General features: G+C 71.7%; 18 protein-coding genes and 1 pseudogene. 11 read left to right on the top strand and 8 right to left on the bottom strand.

Features of this window, described 5'->3' with window-relative positions; translation table 11 throughout:
* Nucleotides 1-53 precede the first annotated feature (53 nt).
* Nucleotides 54-269 carry a hypothetical protein gene (locus tag MOTC310_RS20305; RefSeq protein ID WP_010685854.1) on the bottom strand — a complete coding sequence of 72 codons (216 nt, stop codon included), beginning with the start codon at nt 267-269 and terminating at the stop codon, nt 54-56.
* Between the two features lie 424 nt (nt 270-693).
* On the opposite strand from MOTC310_RS20305, the gene MOTC310_RS20300 reads away from it, so the two are divergent.
* From MOTC310_RS20300 to MOTC310_RS20290, 3 genes are read left to right on the top strand one after another with little or no spacing between them, the layout of a single operon-like run.
* A complete protein-coding gene (locus MOTC310_RS20300) occupies nt 694-1,824 on the top strand; it encodes a S1C family serine protease (protein ID WP_331289971.1) in 1,131 nt (376 codons plus the stop codon).
* Nucleotides 1,821-2,069 carry a hypothetical protein gene (locus MOTC310_RS20295; RefSeq protein ID WP_331289972.1) on the top strand — a complete coding sequence of 83 codons (249 nt, stop codon included), beginning with the start codon at nt 1,821-1,823 and terminating at the stop codon, nt 2,067-2,069. The genes MOTC310_RS20300 and MOTC310_RS20295 overlap by 4 nt, the downstream gene beginning before the upstream one ends.
* Before the next feature lie 3 nt (nt 2,070-2,072).
* Nucleotides 2,073-2,834: a DnaJ domain-containing protein gene (locus tag MOTC310_RS20290; RefSeq protein ID WP_331303090.1), complete on the top strand. Its 762-nt coding sequence runs from the start codon at nt 2,073-2,075 to the stop codon at nt 2,832-2,834.
* 129 nt (nt 2,835-2,963) lie between these two features.
* On the opposite strand, the gene MOTC310_RS20285 is transcribed toward MOTC310_RS20290, so the two are convergent.
* Nucleotides 2,964-4,430: a D-alanyl-D-alanine carboxypeptidase gene (locus MOTC310_RS20285; RefSeq protein ID WP_331289974.1), complete on the bottom strand. Its 1,467-nt coding sequence runs from the start codon at nt 4,428-4,430 to the stop codon at nt 2,964-2,966.
* 337 nt (nt 4,431-4,767) lie between these two features.
* Here MOTC310_RS20285 and MOTC310_RS20280 point away from each other — a divergent pair, with 337 nt between their 5' ends.
* The 4 genes from MOTC310_RS20280 (at nt 4,768) to MOTC310_RS20265 (ending at nt 8,636) form a co-directional block, all read left to right on the top strand.
* Nucleotides 4,768-5,139: a phasin family protein gene (locus MOTC310_RS20280; protein WP_331303089.1), complete on the top strand. Its 372-nt coding sequence runs from the start codon at nt 4,768-4,770 to the stop codon at nt 5,137-5,139.
* Nucleotides 5,140-5,344: 205 nt separating this feature from the next.
* Nucleotides 5,345-5,731, top strand: a complete 387-nt coding sequence (clpS, locus tag MOTC310_RS20275) for an ATP-dependent Clp protease adapter ClpS (protein ID WP_331289976.1) — start codon at nt 5,345-5,347, stop codon at nt 5,729-5,731.
* Between the two features lie 38 nt (nt 5,732-5,769).
* The gene (clpA, locus tag MOTC310_RS20270) at nt 5,770-8,259 is read left to right on the top strand and encodes an ATP-dependent Clp protease ATP-binding subunit ClpA (protein WP_331303088.1); all 2,490 of its coding nucleotides are present in this window, start codon (nt 5,770-5,772) and stop codon (nt 8,257-8,259) included.
* Between the two features lie 92 nt (nt 8,260-8,351).
* Complete coding sequence (locus MOTC310_RS20265) at nt 8,352-8,636, top strand: hypothetical protein (RefSeq protein ID WP_012317790.1); 285 nt, start codon at nt 8,352-8,354, stop codon at nt 8,634-8,636.
* Nucleotides 8,637-8,836: 200 nt separating this feature from the next.
* Here MOTC310_RS20265 and MOTC310_RS20260 read toward each other — a convergent pair.
* The 3 genes and pseudogenes from MOTC310_RS20260 to egtB all read right to left on the bottom strand — a co-directional run.
* Nucleotides 8,837-9,865, bottom strand: a pseudogene (locus tag MOTC310_RS20260) (adenylate/guanylate cyclase domain-containing protein); the annotation flags it as partial.
* A gap of 27 nt (nt 9,866-9,892) precedes the next feature.
* A complete protein-coding gene (gene egtD / locus MOTC310_RS20255) occupies nt 9,893-10,867 on the bottom strand; it encodes an L-histidine N(alpha)-methyltransferase (RefSeq protein WP_331303087.1) in 975 nt (324 codons plus the stop codon).
* A gap of 18 nt (nt 10,868-10,885) precedes the next feature.
* Nucleotides 10,886-12,154, bottom strand: coding sequence for an ergothioneine biosynthesis protein EgtB (gene egtB / locus MOTC310_RS20250; protein ID WP_331303086.1), 1,269 nt, complete (start codon nt 12,152-12,154; stop codon nt 10,886-10,888).
* Nucleotides 12,155-12,452: 298 nt separating this feature from the next.
* Between egtB and murI the strand changes: the two genes are divergently transcribed.
* Nucleotides 12,453-13,328, top strand: coding sequence for a glutamate racemase (gene murI, locus MOTC310_RS20245; RefSeq protein WP_331303085.1), 876 nt, complete (start codon nt 12,453-12,455; stop codon nt 13,326-13,328).
* A 413-nt stretch (nt 13,329-13,741) separates the two neighbouring features.
* Here the strand turns inward: murI and MOTC310_RS20240 are convergent, their stop codons facing one another.
* From MOTC310_RS20240 to MOTC310_RS20230, 3 genes are all read right to left on the bottom strand, one after another.
* Nucleotides 13,742-13,939 carry a hypothetical protein gene (locus tag MOTC310_RS20240; protein WP_331289981.1) on the bottom strand — a complete coding sequence of 66 codons (198 nt, stop codon included), beginning with the start codon at nt 13,937-13,939 and terminating at the stop codon, nt 13,742-13,744.
* 464 nt (nt 13,940-14,403) lie between these two features.
* Entirely contained in the window at nt 14,404-14,628 is a 225-nt protein-coding gene (locus MOTC310_RS20235) for a hypothetical protein (RefSeq protein ID WP_331303084.1), read from the bottom strand.
* 155 nt (nt 14,629-14,783) lie between these two features.
* On the bottom strand, nt 14,784-14,996 hold the full coding sequence (locus MOTC310_RS20230; RefSeq protein ID WP_331289983.1) for a hypothetical protein: 213 nt from the start codon (nt 14,994-14,996) through the stop codon (nt 14,784-14,786).
* Nucleotides 14,997-15,238: 242 nt separating this feature from the next.
* Here MOTC310_RS20230 and MOTC310_RS20225 point away from each other — a divergent pair, with 242 nt between their 5' ends.
* From MOTC310_RS20225 to MOTC310_RS20215, 3 genes are all read left to right on the top strand, one after another.
* Entirely contained in the window at nt 15,239-15,451 is a 213-nt protein-coding gene (locus tag MOTC310_RS20225) for a hypothetical protein (protein WP_331289984.1), read from the top strand.
* 106 nt (nt 15,452-15,557) lie between these two features.
* Nucleotides 15,558-15,815 (top strand): hypothetical protein, encoded by a 258-nt coding sequence (locus MOTC310_RS20220; RefSeq protein WP_091780163.1) that lies wholly within the window; start codon nt 15,558-15,560, stop codon nt 15,813-15,815.
* Between the two features lie 138 nt (nt 15,816-15,953).
* Nucleotides 15,954-16,595, top strand: coding sequence for a DUF47 domain-containing protein (locus MOTC310_RS20215; protein WP_331303083.1), 642 nt, complete (start codon nt 15,954-15,956; stop codon nt 16,593-16,595).
* The last annotated feature ends 13 nt before the right edge of the window (nt 16,596-16,608 follow it).

Raw genomic sequence — 16,608 nt, 5'->3', positions numbered from 1 at the left:
CGTTCTCCGGGTGGTCGGCCGTCAGTTCGGGCGACCGTCAGTTCGGGCGATCGTCAGTTCAGGTAGGTGCGGATCCAGTTCGGCGAGAGGATCTCGCCCTCTTCGGTGATGATCCAGGGCTGCTTGGCCGGGTCGGCCAGGGCGCCGGCGGCGGCCGCGATCGCCTCCCGCAGGGTCTGGTAGCGCTCGGGCTGCGCGAGCGGGGTGCTCGCCGGGGCCGTGCGCCAGATCGTCAGATCCGCGGGCCGTTCCAGAGCTTCGGTTTCCATGGGTACTCGTCCTTCCGAACCGTTTTGGACCGTTCAGACCGCCGCCGCCGGGCTCTGCCGAGGGGCTGCGGCGACCGAGTGTCTGAGCGTCAATGCAAGCATCTCTGCGGCAGCTTTGCGATCAATTCGGGCGGTTCTCGAAACCAGCACCCGGTGCCGAGGCACGAGTTCAGGCGGGGTTCGGTGTTCCATGTCCGTATTGAGCGCGACTGAGCTGCCCTGGACTTGTGAGAATTGTGGCTCCTGAATGATGACCATTCCGTTAGCCAGTCTGCGCCGGTCGCCGACGTGCGCCAGAACACGTCAGGGGCCTGTCGGCGTCGGTGCCCCTCTGTGTTGACGCCCCGATCCTGAACGCGCACTTAAGGCTCCGCCCGTCGCGGGCTGCCCGCGCGCGTCCCGCGCGCCTGTCTCGGAGACACCCGTGCCGGATCGTACCGTGCGCATCGTCCTCGCCGCGGTCCTGGTCCTGCTGGCGCTCTACGTCGCCCAGCCCTACCTGCAGCCGCTGCTCTACTCCGCCGACACCCCCCGCGCGGTGACGGCCCGCGGCGATCTGGCGCCGGCCGAGGCCTCGACGGTGGCGCTGTTCGAGCGCGCGAGTCCGTCCGTCGTTCACGTTTTCGCGCAGAGCGCCGCGCAGAACCGCGACCTGCTCGACCTCGACGACCAGGGCGGCGAGCAGGGCGGGACGCAGACCGGCACCGGCTTCGTCTGGGACGGCGCCGGCCACATCGTGACCAACACCCACGTCGTGCAGAACGCCGCGCAGAGCGGCGGCACGGTCTCGGTCCGGATGAGCGACGGCGAGGTCGTGCCCGCGACCCTCGTCGGGATGGCGCCGTCCTACGACCTCGCGGTGCTGCAGCTCGGGCGCGTGCGCCGGATGCCGCCGCCGCTCGCGATCGGCACCTCGGCGGATCTCAAGGTCGGGCAGTCGGCCTTCGCGATCGGCAACCCGTTCGGCCTCGACCACACGCTGACCACCGGCGTCATCAGCGCCGTGCGGCGGCGGATGCCGACCAGCGAGGGCCGCGAACTGTCCGGCGTGATCCAGACGGACGCGGCGATCAATCCCGGCAATTCCGGCGGGCCGCTCCTCGATTCCGCCGGCCGGCTGATCGGCGTGAACACCGCCATCGTGTCGCCGTCCGGCGCCAGCGCCGGGATCGGCTTCGCGATCCCGGTCGACGTGGTGAACCGGATCGTGCCGGAGCTGATCAAGGCCGGACGGGTGCGCAATCCCGGCATCGGCATCATCGCCGCCCAGGAGGCGGCGACCGCCCGGCTCGGCATCGACGGCGTGGTGATCGTGCGGGTGCTGCCCGGCTCCCCGGCCGCGCAGGCCGGGCTGCGCGGCGTCGACCCGCAGACCGGCGACATCGGCGACGTGATCGTCGAGGCCAACGACCGCCCCGTCCACCGCCTCGCGGACCTGACGGCGGCCATCGAGGAGGCCGGCCTCGGCGCCGGCGTCACCCTCAAGGTCGCGCGCGACGGCCGCATCCGGCAGGTGCGCGTCACCACCGCCGAGGTCGCGGAGAACCGGCGATGACGCGCCTGCGCCTCGCCCTCCCCCTCCTGCTCCTCGCCGGCAGCGCGCAGGCCGGCGAGCCGGCGACGCGCGCGCGCCTCTGCCCGGAGAACCTCCCCGAGGGCGTGCGCCTTCCGCCTCAGCCCGGTTGCGACGCCGATGCCCGCCCGCAGAGGCCGCGCCGGCCGGGCCACTTCGATCTCGGCGACGGGACGAGCATCCAGATCGGCGGGAGCGCGTCGGCCACCTACGGCGTGCGGCGCTGAGCGATGGCGCTGTTCGCCGGCCTGCTCGCCTGCCTCACCCTGTGGTGGCTGTCGAAGAATTCGGGTGGCCTCGGCCGCCGGCTCCGGCGCGGGTTCCGGGCGGGCCTGGGCGCCGCTGTCGGGCGGGCGCGTCTGCCGACCTTCGGCGCCTTCGCGCTGCTCGCGGCCGGGTTCCTGCTCCTGCGCGGGAACCTCGTCCTCGCGGCGCTCCTCGGGCTCAGCGGCGTCTGGATGATCGAGGGACAGGTCGCCATGACCGCGCGGCTCCGCCGCCTCATCCGGCCCGGATCCGGCGAGCGCCCGCGCGACCCGCAGGATCGCCGCTTCCGCACGATCCTGATCGACGCCCTCCTGCGCCCGGACGGCAGCCTGCGCACCGGCCGGGTCATCGCGGGGCCGGGCGCCGGCGCGTGGCTCGACGCCATGCCCACCGGGGCCGTGGTCGAGCTGCTCCGGCTCTGCCGCCTCCGCGACGCCGCGGGCGCCGCCCTGCTAGAGCCGTATCTCGACCGCCGGGCGCCCGGATGGCGTGTAGACGCTGAGGGCGATCGCGACCCGCGGCCGCGCCGTCCGCCGCACCCAGGGACGATGACGCAGGAGGAGGCGTACGAGATCCTGGGGCTTCAGCGCGGGGCGACCGCTGAGCAGATCCGGTCGGCCCACCGGTCTCTCATGAAGCGCGCCCACCCCGACCAGGGGGGCAGCGCCGAGGGAGCGGCGCGCGTCAACGCGGCCCGGGACAGGCTTCTGAACCGACATCGCTGAACTCCACGCGCGTTGTCAGAGAGTTACCGATCGTCGGCCGCGGGCGAACTCGGTCGCGGCCGTTCCGTATCCGGCGCGCGGGCGCGCCGGTGGGTCACGAAACTCGGCGCGCGGGCGCGCCGGCGGGTCTCAGCTCCGGGTGGCGAAGCAGCTGAAGCCGCTGCGCTTCAGGGCCGTGCAGGCCTCCTGGGCGGAATCCTGCTCTGCGAAGCCCGAGAAGCGGGCGCGGAACAGCGTGGTGCCGCCGTGCTCGACCTTGACCGTGTAGGGCGCGGCCTTCGACAGGCTGCCGCCGACCTTGGCGCGGGCCTCCGAGAGCATCGACCGGGCCTTGGTCTCGTCGTCCATGGCGCCGAGCTGGATCACCCAGGCGGTCGGGACGACGCGGGCGCCGGAGACCGCCTTCGGCGGCTCGTCGCGCTCGAGGGAGGCCACCCGGGCCGTGGACTTGGACGCACCCGGGAAGGGCGGCTGGGCGTTGCCGCCGGCATAGGCCTGGGCCGCCTTCGGGATCCCCTGCGGACCCGGCTTCCAGGTGCCGCCCGGGGTCGTGGTCTTGGACGGGGACAGGTCGAGGGGCTCGCCGGTGGTGCCGGTGGTCTCGACATCCTCGTCGTCCGCGGAGGCGACCTGCGTGCGGGTCCGCGAGACCGCGTCGGCGACGACCGCCGGGCGGGCGCGCTCGGCGACCTCGGTGACGGGCGCCGAGATCCGGGCGCCGGCATAGGCGCGCGGCAGGCTGGAGCGGACGAGATCGGCCATGATCCGGTCGCGGCCGGCGCCGGACTTGCCGCCCAGCACGATCGCCACGATCTGGCGGCCCTCGGATTTCGCCGCGGTCATCAGGTTGAAGCCGGAATCGCGGGTGTAGCCGGTCTTGATCCCGTCCACGCCCTGGACGTTGCCCAGCAGGTGGTTGTGGTTGCCGATCACCCGGCCGCGGAACGCGAAGGACCGGGTCTGGAAGTAGCGGTAATAGTGCGGGAAGCGGTCCTGGATCGCCCGGGCCAGCACGGTGAGGTCGCGCGCGGTGGTGAGCTGCTCCGGATCGGGCAGGCCCGAGGCGTTGGCGTAGTGCGTCCGGCTCATGCCGAGGGCGTGGGCCTTCGCGGTCATCATCTGGGCGAAGCGCTCCTCGGAGCCGGCGATGTTCTCGCCGATCGCGCAGGCCACGTCGTTCGCCGACTTCGTCACGATCGCCTTGATGGCGTCCTCGACTGAGATCGTCTGGCCGGGGCGCAGGCCGAGCTTCGACGGCGCCTGGGCGGCGGCGTGGGCCGAGATGGTGAGGTCGGAATCGAGCGCGAACTTGCCCCGCTCCATCTGCTCGAACAGCAGGTAGAGCGTCATCACCTTGGTGATCGAGGCCGGGTGCCGCAGGGCGTCCTCGTTCACCGCGTGCAGGGTCTTGCCGCTCTTCACGTCCACGACCATCGCGGCGTAGGGCGGGTTGTAGCCGCCGGTGGCGCGGGCGTGGTGATGGTGCCTTCCGCGCTTGGCCTCGGCCGGCGAGGCCAGGGCCGTCAGGACCGCGGCGGCCAGGATCGCGGCCGGGAGCGCTGGAATCGTCCGGGAGCGGCCTACTACGCTACGCATCACGCCTGATTGCCTCGCGAGACCGGTCTGGCCGGTCGTATCCCCTGCGGAGCCTCCCGCCGATCGCGTGGCCCCGCTGCATCAGTGGAGACTTAGGCAGGTGCAGTTACAGGCCCGTTAATGCGATCGCGGCGCGTGCCGGATCGTGTCGTTCCTGCCATCGCTTACCGGCCGTCCTCGACCTGCCGTTGCCGGCCGGCCATCCGTTGCCGGCCGCGGCCGACAGGTCTTACCGGCCCGAGCTTGACGCTGGCTGTCGCGCCGCACACTCTCGCGTCGATCCGAAACGCTCGGTCGCGGATGGCCGGCCGGTTCGGCGGCGGTCCGGAGATCGGCGATGCAGAGACCCCCTGCCCTCCCCCTGGGCCCGGCCGTCTTCGGGGTCGGCACGCCGCTGCGGCGGTTCGGGATCGCGAGCCGGGCGGCCCAGACCCTCGGCATCGAGTATCTCGACTCGTTCAAGAAGGCCCTGGACGATCTTGGGGCGACCTGGGCGGCGCTGGCGACGGCCCGCGGCCCGGCCGAGATCCTGACGGTGCAGACCGCGTATCTGCACCGGGCCGGGGCGCGCGCCGCGGCCCGCTCCGCCGCCGCGGGCGACGCGATGCTGGGCCTGACGACGCTGGGCCTGACCGGCGCGCTTCCGCGGCCGCAGGCGGCGTCGGGTCCGGCGCCGGCGGCCGCGACCTGTCCCGGCCCGGCGCGTTAGCGGGTCGGCGGCCATGCGGCGAGGACGCGCTGTGCAGGGCGGACAAGTGCGCACAGGCGTCTGGCGAAGTCGGCTCACCGTCTGTAGATTAACGGCCGTGGAGCTGAGCGCTGCTCCCGGCAGGCCAGGATCAGGATCGGCCGTCAGGGCCGGCGGCGCCCGCTCCGAGCGAGGGATCGGTTCGACGCACATGACACAGGTCCCCATGCAGGGCACCGCGAGTTCGACGAGGGAGCACCGGCCGGCGCGTATCGCGGTCACGGCATCCGGTTCGCGCGCGCCCGGGGGCGACGACCGGTCCAACACCGCGATCATCACGCGCACGAAGCCGCGGACCAAGCGGCCGAGTCTGTACCGGGTACTCCTTCTGAACGACGACTATACGCCGATGGAGTTCGTGGTCCTGGTGGTCGAGCGGTTCTTCAACAAGAGCCACGAGGACGCCTACCACATCATGATGCACGTGCATCAGAACGGGGTCGGCGAGTGCGGGGTCTTCACCTACGAGGTGGCGGAGACCAAGGTGACGCAGGTCATGGACTTCGCACGCAAACACCAACATCCTCTCCAGTGCGTTATGGAAAAGAAATAGGCGCCGCTCGCGGTAGGCACGAAGGACAGAGGCCAGCTTTGCCAAGCTTCTCACGCAGCCTAGAACAAGCCCTCCACCGCGCCCTGGCGCTCGCCGGGGAGCGCCGGCACGAATACGCGACGCTGGAACATCTCCTGCTCGCCCTGGTGGATGACCAAGACGCGGCCGCGGTCATGCGCGCCTGCAACGTCGAGATCGAGACGCTCAAGCGCAGCCTGGTCGACTACGTCGATACCGAGCTCTCCAACCTCACCGGCGACGGCCGGCAGGACGCCAAGCCCACGGCCGGGTTCCAGCGCGTGATCCAGCGCGCGGTGATCCACGTCCAGTCCTCGGGCCGCGAGGAGGTGACGGGCGCCAACGTGCTGGTGGCGATCTTCGCCGAGCGCGAGAGCCACGCCGCCTACTTCCTGCAGGAGCAGGACATGACCCGCTACGACGCGGTCAACTACATCAGCCACGGCATCGCCAAGCGGCCCGGCGCCTCCGAGGCGAAGCCCGTGCGCGGCGCCGAGGACGAGGGCGCGTCCGAGCGTCCGAGCGACGAGGGCGATCCCCGCGGCGGCGCGAAGAAGAAGGGCGACGCGCTGGACGCCTACTGCGTCAACCTCAACAAGAAGGCGCGCGACGGCAAGATCGACCCGCTGATCGGCCGCGAGAGCGAGGTCCAGCGGACCATCCAGGTCCTGTGCCGCCGGCAGAAGAACAACCCGCTGCTGGTCGGCGATCCCGGCGTCGGCAAGACCGCGATCGCGGAGGGTCTGGCGCGCAAGATCATCCAGCACGAGGTGCCGGAGGTGCTCGCCGACGCGACCGTCTTCTCCCTCGACATGGGCACGCTGCTCGCCGGCACCCGCTACCGGGGCGACTTCGAGGAGCGCCTCAAGCAGGTGATGAAGGAGATCGAGGCGCACCCGAACGCGATCATGTTCATCGACGAGATCCACACGGTGATCGGCGCCGGTGCGACCTCGGGCGGGGCCATGGACGCGTCGAACCTGCTCAAGCCGGCGCTCGCCTCCGGCACGCTGCGCTGCATCGGCTCGACCACCTACAAGGAGTACCGCCAGTACTTCGAGAAGGACCGCGCCCTGGTGCGGCGGTTCCAGAAGATCGACGTCAACGAGCCGTCGATCCCCGACACGATCGAGATCGTGAAGGGCCTGCGGCCGTACTTCGAGGAGTTCCACAAGCTCAAATACACGACCGAGGCCGTGAAGGCCGCGGTGGAGCTGTCGGCCCGCTACATCAACGACCGCAAGCTGCCCGACAAGGCGATCGACGTGATCGACGAGACCGGCGCCTCGCAGATGCTGGTGCCGGAGGCGCGCCGCAAGCGCACCATCGGCATCAAGGAGATCGAGGCGACCATCGCCACGATGGCCCGGATCCCGCCGAAGACCGTCTCCAAGGACGACGCGGTGGTGCTCCAGCACCTGACCGCGAACCTGAAGCGCGTGGTCTACGGCCAGCCGAACGCCATCGAGGCCTTAACCTCGGCGATCAAGCTGGCCCGGGCCGGCCTGCGCGACCCGGACAAGCCGATCGGCTCGTACCTGTTCGCGGGCCCGACCGGCGTCGGCAAGACCGAGGCCGCCAAGCAGCTCGCCGCGTCGCTGGGTGTCGAGATGCTGCGCTTCGACATGTCGGAATACATGGAGCGCCACACGGTGAGCCGCCTGATCGGCGCGCCCCCCGGCTACGTGGGCTTCGACCAGGGCGGCCTGCTCACCGACGGGATCGACCAGCACCCGCACTGCGTGCTCCTCCTCGACGAGATCGAGAAGGCGCATCCGGACCTGTTCAACATCCTGCTGCAGGTGATGGACCACGGGAAGCTGACCGACCACAACGGCAAGCAGGTCGATTTCCGCAACGTCATCATCATCATGACGTCGAATGCGGGCGCCTCGGACCTGGCGAAGGCGGCCTACGGCTTCACCCAGTCGAAGCGCTCCGGCGACGACGTCGAGGCGATCAACCGGCTGTTCGCGCCGGAATTCCGTAACCGGCTCGACGCGATCATCTCGTTCGGCCACCTGCCGAAGGACGTGGTGGCGAAGGTGGTGGACAAGTTCGTCCTCCAGCTCGAGGCGCAGCTCGCCGACCGCAACGTCACGATCGAGCTCTCGGACGAGGCCCGGGACTGGCTGGTGGAGCACGGCTACGACGACGCGATGGGCGCGCGCCCGATGGCCCGGCTGATCCAGTCGACCATCAAGACGCCGCTCGCCGACGAGGTGCTGTTCGGCAAGCTGAAGGACGGCGGCGCGGTCCGCGTGGTCGTCCGCAAGCCGGAGGACGGCGAGGCCAAGGCCGGCGCCAAGGACAGCCTGGGCTTCGACTTCCCGGCGGGTCCCGTGACGCCCAAGCCCGAGAAGGACGTGACCAACGCCGCCAAGCGCCACAAGCGCGCCAAGCCCCGCACCGCGGCCCGGAAGAAGACGCCGAAGGACAACAAGGGCGGCGGCGGCAGCTCGGGCGGCGGCGTCCGGACCGTGCCGAAGGTGCCACTCGTGCGCGCCTAATGGTGTGCATGCCGGCCGGCGGCCTTCCGGACTCGGGGGCCGCCGGTCTATGACCGCCGCGACGCGCATGCGCCGCGGCGAGGAGGCGCCCGATGACTGACAATCTGCACGAGGGACCCCTGTCCCCCGTCGCGCAGCCGGCGCCCCCCAAGAAGCTCACCCGGCGGGAGGAGCGGCGCCGGCGTCGCCAGCGGCGCCGCCGCGGCGAGGAGGTGCTGGCCTGGGTGCTCGTGCCGTTCATCTGCTTCGGCATCTACTGGGGTATCGCCGCCGGCTTCGACTTCTTCGGCACCTCGCCGGGCCAGGTCTGGGACCAGCTGATGCAGGTCAAGGCCATGATGGAGAAGCGCTCGGGCAGCCAGGGCGCGCGCGGCTAGCGCGCCGCCGCGCGACCCGCGCGCGGAGGCCGAGGCCTCCCGACAGATCCGCGCGGGCGCGCCCATGACACTGACTCGACGATCGCTTCTCGCCGACCAACAACCCGGCGGGTGTGACGGTCAACGCCAACATCGCCAACTTCGCGCAGGGCAACTCGCCGGCCCCGGTGTTCATCGGCTACACCGGTGCGACGCCGACNGGGCGCCGCGAGGGGGAGCCGGCGCCGGATCGCCGCCACCGCCAGGGGCTCGGCGCGGCCGCGCAGGGCGTGGGCGCCGAGATCCTCCGCCACGAGGTCGTCCGGCAGCGGCCCCATCCGGGCGAGGAGGTCGGCCGAGACGAGGACGTCGACGCCCAGGGTCTTCGACAGGGCCTCCAGCCGGGCCGTCGTGTTCACCACGTCGCCGAAATACGCGATCTTGTGCCGCTCCAGCCCGATCTCGGCGGTCACGACCGGGCCGCAATGCAGCGCGGCGCGGAATTGCGGCACCTGCCCGAAGCGGTCCCGCCAGCTCTCCGCCTCGGCGGCGAGGCGCTCCTGGAACGCGAAGACGCAGCGCAGGCAGGCGGCGTCGCGCAGGCCGCGCTCCATCGTCCAGGTCACCAGCGCCAGGTCGCCGACATAGTCGTCGATCGAACCGCGGGCGCGCGCCACCGGCAGCGCCAGGGCGTTGAAGACCTGCCCGAGATAGGCCTGCGCCGCCCGGTCGCCGTAGCGGTCGGCGAAGCGCGTCGACCCGGTCACGTCGAGGAAGAGGAAGATCCGCTCCTCGCTGATCGGCCGGTGGTAGCGCCCGATCAGCAGGTTGGCGAAGACGCCGGGGCCGATCAGGTCGCGGACCCGGAACACGAACACGACCAGGGCCGAGATGCCGAGCGCGTAGAGCAGGCCGGATTGCGACATCAGCATCGCGTTCCGCTCGCTGTACATGAAGCGGAACAGCTGGTTCAGCACCGTGCTGGCGACGGCGTTCCCGACCACGATCAGCGCGATGTAGAGCGCCACCGTCGCGAGCAGGAACAGCGGCGTCGCGAGGCCGCGGATGCGGTCGCGCAGGTGCGGCGCCAGCATCCGGCGCTCGTAGAGCAGGATCGGCGTGCCGATGATCGCGCCGCGGATCGCTGTGCCGGTCAGCGGGGCGATCCCGAAGATCGCCCCGTAGAGCAGCCCGGCCAGGGCGCCGAGGCCCGGCGCCACCAGCAGGAACCAGCGCGGGCTGAAACGCATGGGTCGCGTCCCCTGCCCGGTCGTCCCTCAGTCAAGCCGGAGCGCGTGGACCGAGAACAGCGCCTCCGGGTCCGTCCAGACCGTCAGCCACGTCCAGCCCGCCCGCTCGGTGAGAGCCCGGAACGTGGCCGGCGTGTACTTGTAGCTGCTCTCGGTGTGGATCGTCTCACCCGCCGCGAAGCGGAAGGTGTCGGCGCCGACCCGCACGGCCTGCGCGTCGCAGGATACGAGATGCATCTCGATCCGCGAGGCGTCGGTGTTGAACACCGCCCGGTGGCTGAAGGCGTCGGGCTCGAAGCGGCCGGCGAGTTCCCGGTTGATCCGGGTCAGGAGGTTGAGGTTGAAGGCCGCCGTGACGCCCTGCGCGTCGTCGTAGGCGGTCTCCAGCACCGCGGTATCCTTCACGAGGTCGACCCCGACGATCATGTGAGCGCCCGGCCCCAGGATCCGCCCGAAGCGGCGCAGCAGCGCCTCGGCCTCGTGCGGATCGAAGTTGCCGATGGTCGAGCCCGGGAAGAACCCGGCGCGCGGCAGGCCGTTCAGGCTCTCCGGCAGGTCGAAGTCGCGGGTGAAGTCGGCCACCACCGGTTCGACCCGCAGGTCCGGGAAGTCGCCCTGCAGCGCCTCTGCCTGCCCGCGCAGGAATTCGCCGGAGACGTCCACCGGCACGTAGGCCGCGAGCGTGTCGAGGTGATGCAGGAGCCGGCGGAGCTTGACGGTCGAGCCGCTGCCGAACTCCACCAGCGCCGCGTGCTCCGGCAGCAGCGCGGCGATCTCGGAGCCGCAGGCGTCGAGGATGCCGATCTCCGTGCGCGTCGGGTAATATTCCGGAAGCTGCGTGATTGCCTCGAACAGCGCGGACCCGGCCTCGTCGTAGAAGTATTTCGGCGACAGGACCTTCTGGGGCTTCGAGAGCCCCGCGCGGACATCGTCGAGGAAGCTCAGCGGCGGCGCCTCCAGCGTGACCGGCGTCGCGTCGGTGAAGGTGGGCTTGATGGTCAAGGGCGGCTCCGGGGCGCGTCAGGCGGCATCGGCGAGGCGCAGGCCCGTGAACTGCCAGCGCTGGTGCGGATAGAAGAAGTTGCGGTACGGCAGCCTGGCATGGCCCTCGGGGGTCGCCACCGACGAGCCGCGCAGCACGAACTGGTTGGCCATGAACTTGCCGTTGTACTCGCCGAGCGCCCCCGGGAGCGGGCGGTAGCCCGGATAGGGGACGTAGGCGCTGCGGGTCCATTGCCAGACGAGGCCGAAGGCGTCCGGCAGGCCGCCGTCGCGGGCCGCGACCTCCCACTCGAACTCGGTCGGCAGGAAGCGGCCGGCCCAGCGGGCGTAGGCGTCCGCCTCGTAGTAGCTGATGTGGGTGACGGGGGCGTCGAGATCCACCGGGCGCTCGCCGCCCAGCGTTATGGTCGCCCACCCCTCCCCGTCGCGGCGCCAGTAGCCGGGGGCCTCCCAGCCCTCCGCCGGCCCGGCATACCAGCCGTCCGAGAGCCACAATTCCGGCTTGGCGTAGCCGCCGTCTTCCATGAAGGCGAGCCATTGGCGGTTGGTCACGAGCGCCCGGTCGATCCGGCCGGCCGGGATCAGCGTCTCGTGCCTCGGGGATTCGTTGTCGAACGAGAACCCCTCCCCCGCATGCCCGATCCAGGCGATCGCGCGGTCGAGGGTGACCTGCCCGGCCTGCGCGGCCGGCTTCGGGAATCGCCAGTCCGGGTCGTAGGCCGGGTTCAGCGGGTTCTGCGCGAAGGCGTGCAGGATGTCGGTGAGCAGGAGCTCCTGATGCTGCTGCTCGTGGTAGAGGCCGATCTCCAGGATCGGCAGCACCGCCTCCAGCGCGCGCTCGGAGGCTTGGCCCAGCAGCGCCTCGACGGCCCGGTCGATATGGGCCCGGTAGGCCGCGACCTCCGCCATGGTCGGGCGGGTGATCATGCCGCGCTGGATGCGCGGCTGACGGGGACCCGCCGCCACGTAGTACGAGTTGAACAGGTAGTGCAGCCGCGCGTCGAAGATCGCGTAGCCCGGCAGGTGCTCCCGGAGCAGGAACTGCTCGAAGAACCACGTGACATGCGCCCGGTGCCACTTGGTCGGGCTGGCATCGGCCATGGACTGGACCTGCTGGTCCTCCGGGGAGAGCGGCGCGGCGCGGCGCTCGGTCTCGCTCCGGACCTGCCGGTAGGCGGCGATCCAGGCGGCCCGGTCGATCGGCCGGGCGGTGACGTGCGGCGGCGGGAAGGCCGGCGCCGCAGAGTCGCGCGTCTCGTCCGGGCGCAGTGCGGCTGTCGCTGCCATGACGATGGTCCCCTTTTTCGGGCCTGACCGAGAACCGTCTTCTCGACCTCGGCCGGCGCGCAGAAGATATGTTCCGGCCGTGTTCCGACAACCTCTGCAACAGCGCTGTCTGCGAGAGCGCCCTCGCTCGGGGTCGCGGGCCGGGCGCCCCCCGGAGCGTCGTCGGCTTCTTCGCCGCGGCGGCGCGGCGGTTAACGGAACGGGTTGGGGATCACGAGTCTTTCTGTCGCCGCAGTGAGATTGCCTTAACCCTCGCTGCCGAGATTTTGGGACGCTCTTCGAGGAGTCCGGGGTTCTCATGCGGATCGATCTGATGGCCGGGGCCAGCCTGTCCGCCTCCGCTCTGCGCTGCGCCGCCGAGCCGACCATCCTGGTGTTCGATTCCGGCCTCGGCGGCCTGACCGTCCTCGACGCCGTGCGGCGCGCCCGGCCGGATGCCCGCTACGTCTATGTCGGCGACGACGCCGCCTTCCCGTACGGCCGCCTCTCGGAGGCGACCCTCGTCGCCCGCGTCCTCACCGTGATCGAGCGGCTGGTCGCGACCCACCGGCCCGACCTCGTGGTGATCGCCTGCAACACCGCCTCGACCCTGGTGCTGCCGGCGCTGCGCCAGCGCTTCACCACGCCCTTCGTGGGGGTCGTGCCGCCGATCAAGCCGGCCGCGGAGGCGACGCGCACGCGGCTCGTGACCCTGCTGGCGACGCCCGGCACCGTGGCGCGCTCCTACACCCGCGACCTGATCGCGACCTATGCCGGCGCCTGCGCGGTGACGCTGGTCGGCTCGCAGAACCTCGCCGGGTTCGCGGAGGCCGAACTCGCGGGCGCGCCGGTGGACGACGCCACCCTCGCCGCCGAGATCGCCCCCTGCTTCGTCGCCGCGGCGGACGGGCGGCGCACCGACGTGGTCTGCCTCGCCTGCACCCATTACCCCCTGCTGCTGCCGCGCCTCCAGGCGGTCGCGCCCTGGCCGGTGACCTGGATCGATCCGGCGCCCGCCATCGCCCGGCGCGTCGTGCAGCTGATCGGCCCCCTGCCCCGCGAGGCCGACCGGCACGGCGCGGCGCTCGGCGCCTTCACGGCCGGCACCTGCCTGACCGACGCCCTGCGCACCGCCCTCGCGGCGCGGGGGATCGGCGACGTCGCCGTCGAGGCGGTCCCGCTGCCGATGCAGTGACGCGGGGTGGCGCTGGTCGTCCCGTCAAGACCGGTCAGGATGATTGCCAATCCAGTCTGACGGGTCTCTCATCGTGCCGTTTCGACAAGAGTGGTTGCGTTCGGGACAGGCCGACGGGTTGGCGACCGGACCTGCTCGGTCGGTGTGCACGGGGTCGACCCCGCAGACCCGGCTGTCGCACCCGAGGGGCCCGTCGCCCCGCTGCGCCGGAGACGCGACGGCCAGATCCCGAGCAGCGCCCGCGCGGACGGGGCCGCCTTCCCGGAGACTCTGAACGCCCGAGGGGACGAGAAGGCGACGGCGACCGCCGAGGCCCCGCGCGCTCAGGGCGGCGTTTGCCCTCGATCAGTCCGGTCTCGGCGCGGCGCGCGGACGGCTCAGGCGCCGCGTCGAGGGCGCACCGGGGCCGCGCCTCACCGCAACGCGTGGCCGTCGGTGTTCTGGACCGCCGCGACCGGGGGCACGGACGCGTCGGCCTCGGCGGGAACGACCAGATGGACGAACAGCATCCCGGCGGCGACGATCAGCGCCAGGGCGAGGATGCGCCACAGCTCCAGGATCGGCTCCTGCGCCGACGCGTTCTGGGTCGCTCTGTTCGTCTCGCTCGGCATCGCTTCCGCTTTCCTGCCTCTGCCCCCTCCGGATCGGACACCCGGAGGATGAACGCTTCGTAAAACCGCCCCGACCGGCGCCCCGCCTCCGGCCCGTGACCGCGGCCGGTAGAGCGACGCCCGGCGTCGAATTGGCCGCCGCCGCGAGGCACCGGCAGCGGGGGCCGTCGACCGGGACGCCGATCTGGACGACGTGGCAGCGGAATGGGGCCGCAGCGGGACGGGCCCGGCCTCGCGGCGTGCGGTGCCGCACCGGGGAGCCGGATCCGCCGAGGCGCCGGCAGGGGGCGCCTTCGCCGCCTCCCGGCGCGCCCCGGGCACCCGAGAAGACGGCGCGGATCGACCGGCGAAGGACAGCGACGCGGCGGCGACTGCGCCGAGGCGGGTCCGGGCCGGGATGTCCCGAGCGCGCGCGGGACCACCGCCCGCGCGGGCATCCGCGCCGGGCGGCGTGCCGGCAGGCCCTAGTGAAAGGGCCGGCCGCCGTTCATGCTCTCGATCCGGTGCCGTCCCGGACCGTGGACGCTGCCCGACGGGTCGGTGATCCGCACGGCCTCGTAGCCGGCCGCGATCCCCGATCGCGCCAGCACCACCGCGCTCGCGGCCCGCTCTCGGGTCTGCCGGAGATCGCCGCGCCGGGCCGAGGCCGTGACGACGTACTGCGACGGTTGAGGCGTGCCATCTGTCATCGCGCCGTCTCGGGTCGAGGGCGACCGGGCGCGATGTCGAACGCTAGAGATCGGCCTGCCTCCGAAGCTTGTGCAATCTCGGCTCGGCCGGCGTAGCTCCGGTCCGCTCGCGCTGCTGGGCGCCTGCCCACCTGTGCGGGGCCGGGGCGGCAGACCTACGCGGCGACCGGCAGGGCCGCGACCTCGCAGCTATCCGCGCGCAGGCGCCAGTCGACGACCTGGGCGCCCGCGCAGAGAAGCGCCTTGGCCTGCCAGACGGCCGACACCTCGGACAGCGCCTGGACCAGGATCGCGTGCTGCCGCACCCGGTGCTCGTGCCCGGTATCGTCCGCGACGGTCGTGTAGAAGGTGACGCGATAGAGGCGCATGGTTCGAGCTCCGGTTCGGCCCGAGGATCGTCGGAGACCGGAGCGGCGCGCGCATTGATCCTGCGCAAGGACAGGGCGGCGGCGTCCGCCGCAGGCGCATCGGCGCGACGCAATCCGTTGTCGACAGTCGAATACAGCGTGATACTGGGCGTTGATTGCATTCGCGGGAATGGTCTAGCTTCATCCGCACTCGCCCGCGGCCCAGAACGGTCCGCGGCGGGGCTCCGGTCCGGGAGTGCCTGATGTTCGAGAGCGTGTTCTGGGGCGCGGTGCTCGTCGCGCTGATCGGGTCGGCCGCTTTGGTGGCGATCGGCGCCAGCGTCCAGCCGCGGTCGGGGCGCACGAGGGAGGTGGATCCCCGCCTCTCCGATTCGCACCGGACCTTCGGGCGCAAGCGGCGCTGGACGCGCCCGCCGCGGACGATGCGGCGCCCCGGCCCGCTCCCCCTCCGGTGACGGCCGCTGCACCAAAGACGTACATCTCCCGCTGCCGGCACGCGTGTTAGCCTCCGGGAGACTGCGGAAATGCAGTGTTCACGCCGTGCTGGAGGAATCGGTACTGATGAGCGTGCGTCAGATTTGTGATCAGGTTCGGATCGCCGAGCAGGCCTTCACCGCCGCCCTCGGCAACATGAAGGCCGCCGGCCTGCGCGAGGCGCTGAGCCGCGAGCTCCAGGAGATGGAGAGCGCCGAGATCGACGCCGGGCAGGACGCGGCCTCGGCGCGCTCGGCCTCGTGGAAGCGGGTCAAGATGCTGCACGGGCTTGGCTACCCGGTGGATTTCGGCTGGCTCCACGCTGCCGCCAGTCCGGCCCGCTGAGCGGGGCCGCCCGCCGGCCGGCAGGGCCGCCGGACGATTGTTTGCCAGCTGCCGGATCGGGTCGGCGTCCTCGCCCGTTGTGCCTGCCGGGTGTTCTCGCGCCCGGCCGACACGCCGACCTCTCGATCCGGACACGACATGCTGGCTTGGTTTCGCGCCCTGATGCCGCGGGAGGACCGGTTCTTCGATCTCTTCGAGCGTCACGGAAGAACGCTCGAGGACGGCGCGGCCGCCCTCCGGGCGCTTCTCGACGGCACGCAACCCATTCCGGAGGCCTACGCGGCGATCGCGGCCCACGAGGACGCGGCGGACGCGATCACCCGGGAGGCGCTGCTGGCGGTGCGCCGGACCTTCATCACGCCGTTCGACCGCGGCGACATCCAGGCCCTGGTCGGTTCCCTCGACGACGCCATCGACCAGATGCTCAAGACCGCCAAGGCGGTGCAGCTCTTCGAGGTGGCCACCTTCGAGCCGGCGATGCGCGAGATGGCGGCGGTCATCCAGGAGGCCGCCCAGGTCACCGCCGAGGCCCTGCCGAAGCTGCGGGCCCTCGGCGAGAACGCCGCCGCGCTGAACAGCCTGACCGAGCGCGTCATCGAGCTGGAGGGGCGGGCCGACGACCTGCACAATGACGGGCTGAAGGCCCTGTTCAAGGCCTCGGGACGGGATCCCATGGCCTTCCTGGTCGGGTCCGAACTCTACGGCCATCTGGAGAAGGTCATGGACCGGTTCGAGGACGTGGCGAACCAGATCAGCAGCATCGTCGTCGAACACGTCTGAGCCGCAGGTCGCC

The organism is Methylobacterium oryzae (assembly GCF_036441375.1).
Lineage (GTDB): Bacteria > Pseudomonadota > Alphaproteobacteria > Rhizobiales > Beijerinckiaceae > Methylobacterium > Methylobacterium oryzae_A.
The sequence above is the reverse complement of the archived record's forward strand: the minus strand, read 5'-3'. Positions and strand labels throughout refer to the sequence as shown.

What these genes read in the sequence shown, in the direction of transcription:
- murI (WP_331303085.1), top strand. Translation starts at nt 12,453, where the DNA reads ATGCGGATCGATCTGATGGCCGGGGCCAGCCTGTCCGCCTCCGCTCTG.
- MOTC310_RS20265 (WP_012317790.1), top strand. Translation starts at nt 8,352, where the DNA reads ATGACTGACAATCTGCACGAGGGACCCCTGTCCCCCGTCGCGCAGCCG.
- MOTC310_RS20215 (WP_331303083.1), top strand. Translation starts at nt 15,954, where the DNA reads ATGCTGGCTTGGTTTCGCGCCCTGATGCCGCGGGAGGACCGGTTCTTC.
- clpS (WP_331289976.1), top strand. Translation starts at nt 5,345, where the DNA reads ATGCAGGGCACCGCGAGTTCGACGAGGGAGCACCGGCCGGCGCGTATC.
- MOTC310_RS20225 (WP_331289984.1), top strand. Translation starts at nt 15,239, where the DNA reads ATGTTCGAGAGCGTGTTCTGGGGCGCGGTGCTCGTCGCGCTGATCGGG.
- MOTC310_RS20240 (WP_331289981.1), bottom strand. Translation starts at nt 13,939, where the DNA reads ATGCCGAGCGAGACGAACAGAGCGACCCAGAACGCGTCGGCGCAGGAG.
- MOTC310_RS20280 (WP_331303089.1), top strand. Translation starts at nt 4,768, where the DNA reads ATGCAGAGACCCCCTGCCCTCCCCCTGGGCCCGGCCGTCTTCGGGGTC.
- MOTC310_RS20230 (WP_331289983.1), bottom strand. Translation starts at nt 14,996, where the DNA reads ATGCGCCTCTATCGCGTCACCTTCTACACGACCGTCGCGGACGATACC.
- MOTC310_RS20235 (WP_331303084.1), bottom strand. Translation starts at nt 14,628, where the DNA reads ATGACAGATGGCACGCCTCAACCGTCGCAGTACGTCGTCACGGCCTCG.
- egtB (WP_331303086.1), bottom strand. Translation starts at nt 12,154, where the DNA reads ATGGCAGCGACAGCCGCACTGCGCCCGGACGAGACGCGCGACTCTGCG.
- MOTC310_RS20305 (WP_010685854.1), bottom strand. Translation starts at nt 269, where the DNA reads ATGGAAACCGAAGCTCTGGAACGGCCCGCGGATCTGACGATCTGGCGC.
- MOTC310_RS20295 (WP_331289972.1), top strand. Translation starts at nt 1,821, where the DNA reads ATGACGCGCCTGCGCCTCGCCCTCCCCCTCCTGCTCCTCGCCGGCAGC.
- MOTC310_RS20290 (WP_331303090.1), top strand. Translation starts at nt 2,073, where the DNA reads ATGGCGCTGTTCGCCGGCCTGCTCGCCTGCCTCACCCTGTGGTGGCTG.
- MOTC310_RS20220 (WP_091780163.1), top strand. Translation starts at nt 15,558, where the DNA reads ATGAGCGTGCGTCAGATTTGTGATCAGGTTCGGATCGCCGAGCAGGCC.
- MOTC310_RS20285 (WP_331289974.1), bottom strand. Translation starts at nt 4,430, where the DNA reads ATGCGTAGCGTAGTAGGCCGCTCCCGGACGATTCCAGCGCTCCCGGCC.